This is a genomic window from Roseovarius salis, from assembly GCF_044472985.1.
In the GTDB taxonomy this organism is placed as follows: Bacteria; Pseudomonadota; Alphaproteobacteria; order Rhodobacterales; family Rhodobacteraceae; genus Roseovarius; species Roseovarius salis.
Window position 1 is genome coordinate 63,257 of record NZ_JBISDG010000006.1, and the last position, 14,424, is coordinate 77,680.

At 65.9% G+C, this 14,424-nt stretch carries 13 protein-coding genes and 1 pseudogene; 2 read left to right on the plus strand and 12 right to left on the minus strand.

All coding sequences use genetic code 11. The annotated features are described in order from the left end of the window. Positions 1 to 15 precede the first annotated feature (15 nt). The 12 genes and pseudogenes from ACH13J_RS03620 to ACH13J_RS03680 form a co-directional block, all read right to left on the minus strand. Positions 16 to 537, minus strand: coding sequence for a DUF2478 domain-containing protein (locus ACH13J_RS03620; protein ID WP_397541952.1), 522 nt, complete (start codon positions 535 to 537; stop codon positions 16 to 18). Between the two features lie 12 nt (positions 538 to 549). Beyond that, positions 550 to 1,830 (minus strand): molybdopterin molybdotransferase MoeA, encoded by a 1,281-nt coding sequence (locus ACH13J_RS03625; protein ID WP_397541953.1) that lies wholly within the window; start codon positions 1,828 to 1,830, stop codon positions 550 to 552. After that, a complete protein-coding gene (locus tag ACH13J_RS03630; RefSeq protein ID WP_397541954.1) occupies positions 1,827 to 2,444 on the minus strand; it encodes a carbonic anhydrase in 618 nt (205 codons plus the stop codon). Before ACH13J_RS03630 ends, ACH13J_RS03625 begins: the two co-directional genes overlap by 4 nt. A gap of 58 nt (positions 2,445 to 2,502) precedes the next feature. Continuing rightward, a complete protein-coding gene (locus tag ACH13J_RS03635) occupies positions 2,503 to 3,309 on the minus strand; it encodes a peptidylprolyl isomerase (protein ID WP_397541955.1) in 807 nt (268 codons plus the stop codon). A gap of 4 nt (positions 3,310 to 3,313) precedes the next feature. Continuing rightward, a complete protein-coding gene (narI, locus tag ACH13J_RS03640) occupies positions 3,314 to 4,099 on the minus strand; it encodes a respiratory nitrate reductase subunit gamma (RefSeq protein WP_397541956.1) in 786 nt (261 codons plus the stop codon). A gap of 13 nt (positions 4,100 to 4,112) precedes the next feature. Continuing rightward, on the minus strand, positions 4,113 to 4,817 hold the full coding sequence (gene narJ, locus ACH13J_RS03645; protein ID WP_397541957.1) for a nitrate reductase molybdenum cofactor assembly chaperone: 705 nt from the start codon (positions 4,815 to 4,817) through the stop codon (positions 4,113 to 4,115). A gap of 1 nt (position 4,818) precedes the next feature. Beyond that, positions 4,819 to 6,342, minus strand: a complete 1,524-nt coding sequence (gene narH / locus ACH13J_RS03650; protein ID WP_397541958.1) for a nitrate reductase subunit beta — start codon at positions 6,340 to 6,342, stop codon at positions 4,819 to 4,821. Continuing rightward, positions 6,339 to 8,873 carry a nitrate reductase subunit alpha gene (locus ACH13J_RS03655; RefSeq protein WP_449619223.1) on the minus strand — a complete coding sequence of 845 codons (2,535 nt, stop codon included), beginning with the start codon at positions 8,871 to 8,873 and terminating at the stop codon, positions 6,339 to 6,341. Before ACH13J_RS03655 ends, narH begins: the two co-directional genes overlap by 4 nt. Positions 8,874 to 8,939: 66 nt before the next feature. Next, positions 8,940 to 10,547 carry an antiporter gene (locus ACH13J_RS03665; RefSeq protein ID WP_397541959.1) on the minus strand — a complete coding sequence of 536 codons (1,608 nt, stop codon included), beginning with the start codon at positions 10,545 to 10,547 and terminating at the stop codon, positions 8,940 to 8,942. An 82-nt stretch (positions 10,548 to 10,629) separates the two neighbouring features. Then, on the minus strand, positions 10,630 to 11,061 hold the full coding sequence (locus ACH13J_RS03670; RefSeq protein WP_397541996.1) for an MFS transporter: 432 nt from the start codon (positions 11,059 to 11,061) through the stop codon (positions 10,630 to 10,632). Then, a pseudogene (locus ACH13J_RS03675) lies at positions 11,047 to 11,769 on the minus strand (MFS transporter); the annotation flags it as partial. The pseudogene ACH13J_RS03675 and the gene ACH13J_RS03670, both read right to left, overlap by 15 nt. An 18-nt stretch (positions 11,770 to 11,787) precedes the next feature. After that, complete coding sequence (locus ACH13J_RS03680) at positions 11,788 to 12,003, minus strand: hypothetical protein (protein ID WP_397541960.1); 216 nt, start codon at positions 12,001 to 12,003, stop codon at positions 11,788 to 11,790. 269 nt (positions 12,004 to 12,272) lie between these two features. Between ACH13J_RS03680 and ACH13J_RS03685 the strand changes: the two genes are divergently transcribed. After that, positions 12,273 to 12,971 carry a helix-turn-helix domain-containing protein gene (locus ACH13J_RS03685; protein WP_397541961.1) on the plus strand — a complete coding sequence of 233 codons (699 nt, stop codon included), beginning with the start codon at positions 12,273 to 12,275 and terminating at the stop codon, positions 12,969 to 12,971. Positions 12,972 to 13,203: 232 nt separating this feature from the next. After that, positions 13,204 to 14,406, plus strand: coding sequence for a 3-oxoadipyl-CoA thiolase (pcaF, locus tag ACH13J_RS03690; protein WP_397541962.1), 1,203 nt, complete (start codon positions 13,204 to 13,206; stop codon positions 14,404 to 14,406). The last annotated feature ends 18 nt before the right edge of the window (positions 14,407 to 14,424 follow it).

Genomic DNA, 14,424 nt, shown 5'->3' on the forward strand with positions numbered 1-14,424 from the left:
GCCCGCCGGCAACCGCTATGCAGGTGCCTTCGCGGCGTCCATCGCACAGGACAGCCAGCGTTCCAGATCGGCTGACCGCGGCGGCAGCTGCGCCGCGATGCCGCCGGAGAATTCGAGGAACGCGGCGGCGTTCAGGCGGCTGAGCCCCACGAGCACCGGAATGCCTCGTGACAGCGCGTCTGCGATCACGGGGCGGAAGCCGCGGCCATCCGCCTCGTGTTTGCCGAACTTGTTGACGATCAGGCAGTCTGCGCCGTCCGCCAGCCCCGCCGCGACGTGGCCCACAGCCCGTTCGAGCGCCGCAGGGTCGAGACGGCACCCCCGCGCCCCGTGCCCGAGGCTCTGCGAGATGCGGATGACGGGGCCGTCCGGCAGCACCTTCACGTCCATGTCGCAGGGGCCGGTCTCGGCTGATTGCGTGTTGATCTGGACGGTGCCCGCCGGGTGGTATCCCCGCGAGATCAGAGATTGGGCGACCCCGTGCAGCAGCAGGTCCGTGTCGCCCCGTCCGGGGGCCAGTGTGCAGGCGATGTTCATGGCGCGGCCTCTTCAGGTTTCGTCAAATGGCAGGAATTCGACAAGGGCACCCTCGGGGAGCATGTCGGCATCGGCCGGCAGAAACATGAGCCCGTCGGCCTCCGGCAGTCCACCAACCCGGCCAGAGTGGATCGCGTGATCGAAGCGGACGACCTCTCGCCCCTCGGCGTCGAAGCCTGACAGTGTCGCGGGGCGCAACTCGCAGCGCCCGGCCTTGCGTCTTATGGCGCGGGCCGTGACCACGTGCCGCCGCCGCTGGCCCGCCCCGGCCCGGCCTGTCAGACGCCCCACAAGCGCAGCCCCGAAAAGTTGCCACGTCACGAAGGCCGAGAGCGGGTTGCCGGGCAGCCCGAGCCACGCGGCCTGCCCAAGACGGCCGAACGAGACCGGCTTTCCCGGCTTGATCGCCACGCCGCTGAAATGGATCATTGCCCCGAGCGATTCCAGCGCCGGCTTGACGTGATCTTCCTCGCCGACGGATATTCCGCCGGTGCTGACGACGAGGTCGGCGCGGGTCGACAGGGCGGACAGCTGTCGCCGCAGGCCGTCACGGTTGTCCGCGCCGTGGCAGACCTCGGACAGGTGCACCGACGGTGTGGCCAGCAGTGACGAAAGCATGGGCGTGTTGATGTCCCATGTCTGGGCGCCGTGCCGGGTGCCACCCGCTGACCGGATCTCGTCGCCCGTTACCAGCAGGGCCACCGGGAGGCGCCGGTAAACGCAAATATCCGCGATTCCTGCGGCCGCGCAGGCGGCGACCTCGCGCGGGCCAACGCGCCGGCCGGTCTCCAGCAAGGTCTGGCCCGGGCTCATGTCGCTGCCGGCACGCCGGATGTTCAGGCCCGGCTCGGGCCGCCGGCGGAGGATGACGGTGTCGCGGATGCGCTCGACCTCTTCCTGGATGACGACGCAATCCGCGCCGTCCGGCACTGGGGCGCCGGTGAAAATGCGCACCGCCCCCTGGCCGGCAAGACGGGTCGACGGCGTCTTGCCCGCGGGCACGCGGCCGTTGACTTCCAGCCTCCACGGGCCGCCGCCGACGAGCGCGGCGCTGTCGAGGGCATAGCCGTCCATCGCCGCGTTGTCGAAGGGAGGCACCATCCCGGTGGACCGAACCGGTTCTGCCACAACGCGCCCGACGGCATCCGCCGGCGCAAGGCGCTCGGTCCCGGTGACGGGTCGGGCGTTGCGGGCAATCAGGTGCAGCGCCTCGTCGATGCAGCAGAGCGTCCTCACCGTTTCCGCCGCGTCGCATCCGCACCCCTCGGCGTAGGCCTTCTGCAGGGGTCTCATTCCGCTGCCTCCTTCTGGAAATGTCCCGGCCCCACCGTGCAGTCGAGGTTGCGCAGGCGCCCGTCCCTGAGACCGTAGATCAGGCCGTGGACGCGGACATCCGTTCGCCTTGCCCATGCCTTTTGCAGGACGGGGGTTTCGGAAACGCGCCGCACACCCTCGACGACGTTCAACTCGGCCAGCTTGTCGCGCCGGGCCGCATCGTCGGGTTGTCGTGCAAGGTCCACGGCATAGGCGCGGGCCAGGCGCCGGACCGGTTCCAGCCAGTGATCTGCCAGACCGTGCGGCATGTCCTCGGTCGCGGCCCGGACCCCGCCGCAGCCGTAATGGCCGCAGACGATGATTTCGCGTACAGCCAGCGCCTCGACGGCGAATTCGAGCGCCGAGAGCAGGTTGAGATCCGCAGAATGCACCACGTTGGCCACGTTGCGGTGCACGAACACCTCGCCGGGATCGAGTCCTGCGACCACGTTGGCGGGCACCCGGCTGTCGGAGCAGCCGATCCAGAAGAATTCCGGCGTCTGCTGCGCGGCCAGCCGGTCGAAATACGCCGGATCTTCGGCCTTGCGTCCGTCCGACCAGGCGATGTTGCGGTTCAGAAGATCATTGAGCATCGTCAGCTTCCTTCGGCAGTCCCGGACCTCGTGACCGGGGCGGGGGATGCAGCACGCGTCATGCGCCGCGCGCCGGTCCCAGCTCGGCGCCACTGATGTCGGATGCCGCGATGAGACCCTCGACGAAGGACCGGGCAGACCGGGCCCATTCGGCCTTCTCCATGGCCTCGCGTATCTTGCCGCGCACGGTTTCAAAGGGCAGCACTGCCCCCTCGGCCCGCGCGTCGAGGCGTATTATGTGCCAGCCGTGACGTGACAGGACCGGTTCTGGGGTAATGTCCCCTTCGTCGAGGTCGCGCAGGGCGGATTCGAATTCCGGCACGGTGTCGCCCGGTCCGATCTGGCCAAGTGCGCCGCCCGCCGATTTCGAGCCGCAATCGCTGTGCTCCGACGCCAGCCGCGCGAATTCGCGCGGGTTGGCGCGCACGCGCGCCGCCAGCATGTCGGCGCGGTCACGGCCGGCGGCCTGCACCTCCTTGTCACCCGGCGCGCAGGCGACAAGGATATGCGATACCTCCCACAAGGGCGGCGCGCGGAAGCGCGCCGGGTCGCGCACCCATTCCGCGTGCACCTCTTGCTCTGTCGGGGGTGTGACGGGAACGGCCGCGTCGAGGAGGCCCCTGACAAGGGCCTCCTCCTCGGTCTCGAAGCGCCCCGGGCCGACCTGGGCCGGCGCGGGCGACAGCCCCCGCCGCCGTGCCTCTTGCAGCAGCAGGGTGCGTATGGCCACGGCGTTGGCCGCCTTGCGCCATGCCACGCCCGGCTTGCCCTTTGGCGCGGCGTGGTTCTGCGCCTCGCCGGCGATCAGCGCGTGCGGCACCGTTTCGCCGTTGACGACGACATCGGGGAAGAGTGCGCGTCCCATCGTCTTACTCCGCCGGCTTGGTCGCGGGACGCCCGGCACGCGGCCGGGGGTCGTTGGCCGGGGAGGGCGCACTCAACGGGCCGGACCGGCGCGGCAGCGCCCTTGCGCGACGCGACCGCACAATCTGGTATCCGGGTCGCGTCAGCAGGTAGCGGAACGGTGCCGCGATGCCCGAAACGATGTGCACGAGGCGCGTGAACGGAAAGACGAGGAAGATCGTCAGGCCCAGGAACAGGTGCAGCTTGAAGATCAGCGCCACGTCGGCGATGTGCTCGGCCGCGCCGGCCTGGAAGGTGAAGATCCCCTGCGCCCAGGCCATGAACTTGGTCATCTCGTGGCCGTCGAGGTGTTGCAGCGAGACGAAGACCGTCCCGAGGCCAAGCACAAGCTGCGCCAGCAGCAGCGCGAGGATCGCGATGTCCCAGAAGCTGGAATTGGCGCGGATGCGCGGATCGGTCCAGCGGCGGTGGAACAGCATGGCCCCGCCCGCCAGCGCCATCACGCCCGCGATACCTCCGGCAACCACGGCCAGAAGCTGCTTTGCCCCGTGACTGATGCCCATGGCGTCGAAGATCCAGATCGGCGTGAGCAAGCCGACGAGGTGGCCCACGAAGATCACCAGCACACCGACATGGAACAGGACCGAGCCGATCACCAGTTGGCGCCGCCGCAAAAGCTGCGAGGACGAGCTTTTCCACGTGAACGGGTCGCGTTCATAGCGCGCGATGGACCCGAGGGTCATCACCGACAGCGCGATGTAGGGGTATATTCCGAAGAGGAAATCGTGCATTTCTGGCCTCCTTTCACTGGGCCGCCACGCCGGGGCGCGGTGTTACGGGCTCATCCATCCGCGAAAGCATGTCGCGCACCTGCGGGCAGCCCGCGCCGGGGTCTGGGCCGAAGCGGACCTCCGATTCTTCCCAGACCGCGTCCAGCGCCTCGAGGTCGTCGGGGTCGGTGTCGGGCTCTTCCAGCAGCTCGGCCACCGCCGCCCGGTCGGCCGAGACGCCTGCAAGCTGCAAAAGAGCGGCGAAGGCGGACGCATAAGGGCTGTCGCGCCGGACAAGCCGGGATTGGACCGCCTCAAGGATATGGGCCGCGTCTGCCAGGGTTTCCTGCGCAACCGCGAAGGGTTGCGTGGACAGGAACCCCAGAAGAACCGGCAGGTGGTCGGGAAGTTCCGTGGTGGCAGGTTCGAACCCGCCCGCGCGGTAGGTTTCCAGCAGGCTTACCATCGCGCCGCCCCGGTCCCGGCTTTCGCCGTGGACATGCTCGAACAGGTTTAGCGACAGGGTGCGCGAGCGGTCGAACAGCATCACGTAGCTTTCTTCAAGGTCATAGATGTCGCGCGATCCCAGCTCCTCGACCAGCGGCCGCAGCGCCCGCCTTGCAGCAGCGGTCAGCCGCGTGTCGGAGGCGAGAACGCCCCCGAGATCGGGCATGGCCGTCTGAAGCTCCCGCGTGGGATAGCTCAGCATCAGCGACAGCGATTTCAGTGTCCGGTCCATCTCAGCGCACCTCCTCGGGCATTTTCAGGGGTTTCTTGCCACCGCCGAAGAGCGAACCCTTCGAGGTGCCGGTGGAACAGCCGTTGCCGTCGGTGAAACCGCAGCCGCCGCGCAGGTCGTAGGCCTCTTCCACCTGTTCGCGGTGCGTGGTGGGGATGACGAACCGGTCCTCGTAGTCGGCCAGCGCCATGATCTTGTACATGTCCTCGATCACACGGCCCGACAGGCCGACGCGTGCCGCGATGGCCTCGTCGCGCACGCCCTCGATGGACTTTGCGCGCATGTAGGCGCGCATCGCCAGCATCCGTTCCAGCGCCTGCGCCACCGGCGCCTCGTCGCCCGCGGTCAGCATGTTCGCGAGATACCGCAGCGGGATTCGCAGGTTGCGCACGTCCGGCATTTCGCCGTCGGTGCCGATCGCGCCGGCCTCGGCCGCGTTCTGTATCGGCGACAGCGGCGGGACGTACCAAACCATCGGCAGGGTCCGGTACTCGGGATGCAGCGGGAAGGCGACCTTCCACTCCATCGCCATCTTCCAGATCGGGCTTTCCTGCGCGGCCTTGATCCAGTCCTCGGGGATGCCGTCGGCCCGGGCGGTCTCGATCACGACAGGGTCGTTGGGATCGAGGAACAGGCCGAGCTGCGCATCGTAGAGGTCCATCTTGTCGGCCGCATTCGCCGCCTCCTCGATCTTGTCGGCGTCGTAGAGCATCACGCCGAGATACCGGATCCGGCCCACGCAGGTTTCCGAGCAGACGGTGGGGTTGCCGCTCTCGATCCGGGGATAGCACAGGGTGCATTTCTCGGATTTGCCGGTGGACCAGTTGTAGTAGATCTTCTTGTAGGGGCAGCCCGACACGCACATCCGCCAGCCGCGGCACTTTTCCTGGTCGATCAGGACAATGCCGTCCTCCTCGCGCTTGTAGATCGCGCCCGAGGGGCACGAGGCCGCGCAGGTCGGGTTCAGGCAGTGTTCGCACAGCCGGGGGAGATACATCATGAAAGTGTTCTCGTATTCCCCGTAGATCTCCTTCTGCACGCCTTCGAAGTTGTAGTCCTCGCCGCGCTTGGAGAACTCGCCGCCGAGGATTTCCTCCCAGTTCGGGCCCTTCTCGATCTTCTCCATCCGCTCGCCCGAGACCTTGGAGCGGGGGCGCGCCGTCGGGAACGCCTCCATCTCGGGGGCGGATTTCAGGTGGTCGTAGTCGAAATCGAACGGCTCGTAATAGTCGTCGATCTCGGGCAGGTCGGGGTTGGCGAAAAGGTTGGCCAGTATCCGCCACTTGCTGCCCTGCTTGGGCTGGAGCTTGCCGGACCGGGTCCGTTCCCAACCGCCGTTCCAGCGATCCTGGTTTTCCCAGTCGGTGGGATAGCCGGTGCCGGGCTTGGTCTCGACGTTGTTGAACCACGCGTATTCGACGCCGTCGCGGCTGGTCCACACGTTCTTGCAGGTGACAGAGCAGGTGTGACACCCGATGCACTTGTCGAGGTTCAGCACCATTCCGATTTGCGCACGAATTCTCATTGCGCGGCCTCCTTTGCGGTCGCTTCCTGGTCGAGCCAGTCGACCTTTCTCATTTTCCTGACGATGACGAACTCGTCCCGGTTCGCCCCCACGGTGCCGTAGTAGTTGAACCCGTAGGATTGCTGGGCATAGCCGCCGATCATGTGGGTTGGCTTGGGAACCGCGCGCGTCACCGAGTTGTGGATGCCCCCGCGCAGCCCGGTCTTTTCCGATCCCGGCGTGTTCACGATCTTTTCCTGGGCGTGGTACATGAAGGTGGTTCCGTCCTTCATGCGCTGGCTGACAACCGCCCGCGCGGTGAGCGCGCCGTTTATGTTGTACAGCTCCACCCAGTCATTGTCCGCGATACCGGCCTTGGTCGCGTCGTTCTCGGATATCCAGATCACCGGCCCGCCCCTGTTCAGCGTCAGCATCAGCAGGTTGTCGGAATAGGTGGAGTGGATGCCCCATTTCTGGTGCGGGGTGATGAAGTTCAGCACGACGTGGGGCGCGCCGTCGCGGGCCTCGTGGTTTATCTCCGCCGTGATCGTCTTGAGGTCAACCGGCGGGCGGTAGGACATGAACCCCTCGCCGAAGGCGCGCATCCACAGGTGATCCTGATAGAGCTGCTGGCGCCCGGTCAGGGTGCGCCACGGGATCAGCTCGTGAACATTGGTGTAGCCGGCATTGTAGCTCACCTTCTCGCTTTCGATGCCCGACCACGTGGGCGAGGAGATGATCTTGCGCGGCTGCGCGGCGATGTCCTTGAATCGGATCTTCTGGTGATGATCGCCCTCGGCCAGGTGGGCATGTTCGCGCCCCGTGGCCTTGGACAGCGCCTGCCACGATTTCACGGCGACCTCGCCGTTTGTCTCGGGGGCCAGCATCAGCACGACCTCGGCGGCCTCGATCGCGGTGTCGATCTTCGGCCGGCCCGCGGCCGGACCGTCGAGTTTTTCGCCGTTCAGGGCACGCAGGGCGTCGATCTCCTTCTGAGTGTTCCACGAGATGCCCTTGCCGCCATTGCCGAGCTTGTCCATGAGCGGCCCGAGCGCAGTGAAACGCTCGTAGAGCGCGGGATAGTCCCGCTCGACCGCGATGAAGTTCGGCGCGGTCTTGCCGGGGACGAGCTCGCACTCGCCCTTCTTCCAGTCCTTGACCTGGTCCTGGGCGATCTCGGCGGGCGTGTCGTGCAGGATTGGCAGGGCGACCACGTCCGTTTCGCGACCGAGGTATCCCGGCACCACTTCCGAGAACTTGCGGGCGATGGCCTTGAATATCTCCCAGTCCGACTTGCTTTCGTAGGCGGGGTCCACCGCCGCCTGCAGCGGGTGGATGAACGGGTGCATGTCGGACGTGTTCAGATCGTCCTTTTCATACCACGACGCTGTGGGAAGCACGATGTCGGAGTAGACGGCGGTCGTGCTCATGCGGAAGTCGATGGTCACCAGCAAGTCCAGCTTGCCGCGCGGTGCCTCCTCGTGCCAGCGCGCCTCCTTGGGCAGCTGGCGGCCTTCCTCGCCGAGATCCTTGCCCATCACGCCGTTGTCGGTGCCCAGCAGGTGCTTGAGGAAGTACTCGTGCCCCTTGCCGGAGGATCCCAGGAGGTTGGAACGCCACACGAACAGGTTGCGCGGCCAGTTCTCCGGCGCGTCCGGGTCCTCGCAGGACATTTCCAGCGCGCCCGAGGTCAACTGCCCCGCCACGTAGGCCGGGATTTCCCTGCCGGCGGCCTCGGCCTGTTTCGCCACCTCCAGCGGGTTGGTCCTGAGCTGCGGCGCCGAGGGTAGCCAGCCCATCCGCTCGGCGCGGATGTTGTAGTCGATCATGCTGGCGTCCCAGTCGCCCTCGGGCGCCGTGGGCGACAGGATCTCGCCCGCCGTCAGGGTTTCGTAACGCCACTGGTCGGTATGGGCGTACCACGCGGAGGTGGAGTTCATGTGCCGCGGCGGGCGCCCCCAGTCCAGCCCGAAGGCCAGCGGCAGCCAGCCCGTCTGCGGGCGCAGCTTTTCCTGACCCACGTAGTGCGCCCAGCCCCCGCCGGACTGGCCCACGCAGCCGCACATCACCAGCATGTTGATGACGCCGCGGTAGTTCATGTCCATGTGGTACCAGTGGTTCATGGCCGCGCCGATGATGACCATGGACTTTCCCTGCGTCTGCTCGGCGTTCTGCGCGAACTCCCGGGCGACATGGACGATCTTGTCGGCGGAAACGCCGGTGATCTTCTCGGCCCAGGCGGGGGTGCCGGGGATGTCCTCGGAGTAGCTCGTGGCGACCCAGTCACCGCCCAGCCCGCGGTCGAGGCCGTAATTGGCGCAGAAAAGATCGAACACCGTGGCCACGGCGATTTCGCCCTCGGCCGTCTTGACGCGCTTGGTCGGCACGGATTTGGTCAGCACGTTGGAGCGCACGACCTTGTCGTGGCGCCAGCGGCCGCGATACGTGTCTTCCCAGTCGCGGTTCTCGCGGGTGACCTGGCCGTGGCCGTCGGCGAACTGCTCCAGCTCCTTGGACTGGAGGAAATTCAGCCTGTCGAGCAGGTGGCTCATCTTTTTCTCCTGTGGTTTGGCGGCGCGCCCCGGCCGGCACGTGGCCGGGGCGCGTTTTCGATCGTGTCAGGGGTTCTTCACGTAGGCGCCGGGGCGCAGGTAGAACCACCAGTTGATGAGGATGCACAGGCCGTAGAAGGCGGCGAACCCGTAGAGCGCGTATTCGGGCGTCGCGGCCTTGATCTGTTCGCCGAACACCTTGGGGATGATGAAGGCGCCGTAGGCCGCCACCGCGCTGGTCCACCCAAGGACCGGGCCGGCCTGTTCCTTGTCGAAGACGACCGCGATTGTGCGGAAGGTCGAGCCGTTGCCGATCCCCGTCGCGGTGAACAGGATCAGGAACAGGATCATGAAGGGCAGGAAGTAATCCTGCGGCGTGGCCGATACATACGCCTGCTGCAGCACGTAGGCCACGCCGAGTGCCGAGGCGACCATGACCAGCGAGATCCACTGCGTCACGCGCGCGCCGCCCAGCCTGTCGGCCATCACGCCGCCGACCGGCCGGATGAGCGCGCCGATGAACGGCCCCATCCAGGCGTACATCAGCGCCGAGGGACCGTCGGGGTTGACCGTGTCGTGGGTCATCACCCCGTCCACCATCACGTGCTGGAAGCCGAAGACGACCTTGATTGCCAGTGCGAAGGTGGCGGCGTATCCGATGAAGCTGCCGAAGGTCATGGTGTAGATGACCGTCATCGCCCAGGTGTGCTTGTTGTTGAAGATGCGGTACTGGCGCGTCAGGTTCTGCCCGACCTGGCCGGGGATGAGCTTGAGCAGACCCACGGTCAGAGCGATCACGATCGGCAGGACGATCCACTTGGATATGTCCCAGCCGGAGCCGCCGACATCCGCGGGCAGCATCAGCCAGAGCCCGATGGCCGCGGCGATGAAACCGAAAACCAGCATGAGCGTGATGATCCCGAAGGCGCCGAGCGGCCCGGGGATCTCGGGCGAGACATGCCCGTCACGGATGTTGTTCATCCCGAACCAGCCGGCGAAGGCAAGGGGAACGAGCGCCACAAGCCAGACATATCCGGCGTTGTGGATGTAGGTTTCCGTGCCTGCGGGGATCTTGCCGATCAGGGTTCCGCTGGTGTTTTCCAGCACCATCGGTTCGCCGCCGAACAGGCCGAAGGTCATCACCAGCGGGATGACGATCTGCATCGTGGTCACGCCGAAATTGCCCAGCCCCGCGTTCATGCCGAGCGCGTAGCCCTGCATCTTCTTGGGAAAGAAGAAGCTGATGTTAGACATCGAGCTGGCGAAATTGCCGCCGCCGATCCCCGACAGGAAGGCGAGAACCTGGAAAACCCACAGCGGCGTATCCGGGTTTTGCAGGAAATAGCCGGTTCCGGCGGCCGGGATCATCAACAGGGCCGTGGTGAAGAAGATCGTGTTGCGCCCGCCGGCAATGCGGATGAAGAAGGTCGACGGGATGCGCAGCGTGGCGCCGGTCAGCCCGGCGATGGCGGCAAGCGTGAAGAGCTGCGATTTCTCGAACGGAAAGCCGAGGTTCAGCATCTGCACGGTGATGATGCCCCAGTATAGCCAGACGGCGAAGCCGCACAGCAGGCTGGGGATCGAAATCCAGAGATTGCGGTTGGCAACCGCCTTGCCGGTCGAGGCCCAGAAGGCCTCCTGGTCCGGCGTGTAGTTTCTGAGGTCTTGTCCCACGGGTGTCTCCGTATTCTTGGGCGTTCAATCTTGTCACGTGCGAGCGGGCGGCTCCGCCGGGGCCGGGGACCCGCCCTTTCTTTCAGCCTGCCGGGCGGGGGGCGGTGCCGTGCGCGAGGGGGGCGGCCGGATCGACCGGCTGCGGCGCGTCCAGCGGCCGGTCCGGTACGTCCGAAAGGTACCTTTCCTCTTCGAGACCCGGGTGGCGGCGGCGTTCCATCCGGCGGATGGCCACGTGCATCCAGACCGTCATGATCGCCACGAGCAAGAAGGTCAGCATGAAGGGGGCCGTCCAGACGCCGGTCAGGTCCAGCAGCGCGCCGTACGCGATCGGCAGGAAGAAGCCGCCAAGCCCGCCGATCATCCCCACGAGCCCGCCCACCGAGCCGACGTGATGCGGATAGTAGACGGGGATGTGCTTGTAGACAGCGGCCTTGCCGAGGCTCATCATGAACCCCAGCACGATGGTCAGGCCGAGGAACACGCCGACGGAGATGCCGAAATCGAAGGTCACTGCCCCCTTGATCCCGGCGACGGTATAGCTGGTCTCGGGGTAGCTCATGACGAAAAGAACCGCCAGCGACACGAGGAACGTCGCGTACATCACGGCGCGCGCGCCCCACTTGTCCGACATCCAGCCGCCAAGCGCGCGGAAAACCGATCCGGGCAGGCTATAGAGCCCTGCAAAGACACCGGCGGTCGTCAGTTCGAGCCCGTACGCGCCCACGTAGTAGCGCGGCAGGAAACTCGCCAGAGCGACGAAGCCGCCGAAGACGAAGAAGTAGTAGGTTGCGAAGCGCCAGACCTGGATGTTCTTGAGCGGCGCCAGCTGGTCGGCGGTCGAGACCGGCCCGTTGCCCGTTCGCTTGCGCTCTTCGTGTACCGGATCGGTCTTGGCGAAGACGTAGAAAAGCACGGCGGTGATCGCCAGGACGATGGCATAGACCCGCGCGGTGCCTTCCCATCCCGCTGCCACGACAAGGAAAGGCGCTGCGAAGTTCGTCACGGCCGCACCGACATTGCCGGCACCGAAGATGCCCAGGGCAGTGCCCTGGTGCTCCTTGTCGAACCAGCGCGAAGTATAGGCGATCCCGATGATGAAAGACCCGCCCGCAAGACCGAGACCGAGCGCCGCGAGCAGGAACACCGGGTAGCTCGTCACCGAGGTTAGCAGCCAGACGCAGACCGCCGTGATGAGCATCTGCAGCGGAAACATGATGCGCCCGCCGAACTGTTCGGTCTACACGCCCAGGAAGATGCGGCTGATCGAGCCGGTCAGAACCGGGGTGGCGACGAGAAGGCCGAACTGCGTGTCGCTCAGCCCGAGCTCCTGTTTGATCTTGACGCCGATGATCGAAAAGATCGTCCAGACGGCAAAGCAGACGGTAAAGGCGAACGTGCTGAGGCCCAGGGCCCGGTAGCTGTCCGAGCGGGTGACCCCGTCTAGCGTGTGCATGAGTTGCTCCTCAAATCGGTTGGGTTGGTGCATCGCCGGAAGCGGGCTTGGACCCGGACATGGGGGAGGACGCCGCCAGATTTTTTGATCTGGCTCAAACGGAGATGGAAAGTGCAGCGAAATAAATGGCTTGCACAAGAATGTCGCCCCGCCCTCGCGTGTGGCTCAAACGGGTCGACAAAGCGCGTCAAGCGGTATATTGATATTTGTCAAACGCTGAACTGAAAAGACCGTGGCACCTGTGACCCTGGACGCCGGAACGTGGTGAGATGCCCGATTCGCATTATCCGGAAATCCGAAGCCTGCATCTCTTTTCCGACATGGAAGAAGAGAATTTCCGCGCGCTCATGCGCGGCGCCTACGTGCAGAATTTCCCGCCCCGGATCGAGCTGATCACCGAGGGCGACCCGAGCGATTTCCTGCATGTCGTCGTGGCTGGCTCCGTGGAGCTTTTCTCGCGCTGGAACGATCGCGAGACAAGCATGAGCACGGTCTGGCCGATCTCGACCTTCATCCTCGCGGCGACGGTCAAGAACGCGCCCTACCTGATGTCGGCGCGCACCATCGAAAAGAGCCGGCTGGTGCTGATCCCGAGCCAGGATGTCCGCTCGGTATTCGACATCGACGCGAAGTTCGCGCGCGCGACCGTGACGGAGTTGGCGCAATGCTACCGGTCGGTCATCAAGTCGCAAAAGGATCTCAAGCTCAGGACCTCGCTCGAACGGCTGGCGAACTATCTCCTGCGGCAGCAAAAGAGCGAGGGCGGCGGCGCGGGATTCGAACTGGGGTTCGAGAAGCGGCGGCTGGCCTCGTTGCTGGGCATGACCCCCGAGAACCTCAGCCGCGCCTTCAGGGGGCTGCAGGGTTACGGTGTGGTCGTCAACGGGAGCTGGATCAAGATAACCGACCAGGACGATCTGGAGCGTTTTGCCAAGCCCAACCCGCTGATCGACGACCGGGCCTCCTGACAGCACTACGGGATGCAGCGCATTCTACCTTCTGCCGGGATGCCCGCGCGCCCCGATCGTGCATGTCAACCCGGTGTCGACGGATCGGTAGTTACGAAAAATGCAAAAATAATGAAAATGTGTAACATTATGCTTGCGTCGAATCGGGCGCGTCAATATGCCGACCGTACGGTCGGTCAATACCGTCCGGCCGGCGCCGCGCCGCCGGGTGCGCGATAAGGGAGTAGGTCAAATGGATGCATTCGTTTGCGACGCCGTCAGAACACCGATCGGCCGCTACGGCGGTGCCCTGTCATCGGTGCGCACCGATGACCTTGCCGCCTTGCCGATCAAGGCGTTGATGGCGCGCAACCCCGACGTCGACTGGAGCGGTGTCGACGATGTCATCCTGGGCGACGCCAACCAGGCGGGTGAAAGCAACAGGAACGTGGCGCGTATGGCGGCGCTTTTGGCGGGTCTTCCCGAGGATGTTCCCGGCACCACGATCAACCGTCTCTGCGCCAGCGGCATGGACGCCGTCGGCATGGCCGCGCGCGGCATCAAGGCCGGTGATTATGACCTCACCGTTGCCGGCGGGGTGGAGAGCATGAGCCGTGCGCCCTTCGTCATGCCAAAGGCCGATGCGCCGTTCAGCCGCACCAGCGCGGTCTATGACACCACCATTGGCTGGCGTTTCGTCAACCCGAAGATGAAAGAGCGCTACGGCACCCATTCCATGCCCGAGACGGCCGACAACGTGGCGCAGGATTACGGTGTCAGCCGCGAGGACCAGGACGCGTTTGCCGCCCGCTCTCAGGCGCGTTGGGCGGCCGCGCACGAGGCCGGCGTGTTCGCCGAGGAGATCGTGCCGGTTCAGATCCCGCAGCGCAAGGGCGACCCCGTGCTCGTTGACACCGACGAACATCCGCGCCCGGGCACCACGGCAGAGAAACTGGCGGGTCTGAAGGGCGTGAACGGGCCCGATCTGAGTGTCACGCCCGGTAACGCCTCCGGCGTGAATGACGGCGCGGCCGCGCTGCTCGTGGCGGGGGAAAGGGCCGCCGAGCACAATGGCCTCACCCCGATCGCGCGGATGGTTGCCATGTCGACGGCCGGGGTCGCGCCGCGCGTCATGGGGATCGGCCCTGTGCCCGCGACGCGCAAGGTGCTGGCGCGCGCCGGGCTGAGCATTGCGGACATGGATGTGATAGAGTTGAACGAGGCCTTTGCCAGCCAGGCCCTCGCGACGCTGCGCGAGCTTGGCGTGCCCGACGATGCACCCCATGTGAATGCCAACGGGGGCGCCATTGCCATGGGGCACCCGCTGGGCATGTCCGGTGCGCGGTTGGTGCTGACGGCGGCCTATCAGTTGCAACGCACGGGCGGGCGGTATGCGCTTTGCACCATGTGCGTCGGAGTTGGACAGGGCGCCGCCCTGATCCTCGAGCGTGTCTAGGAGAGGGAGGAGACCCCA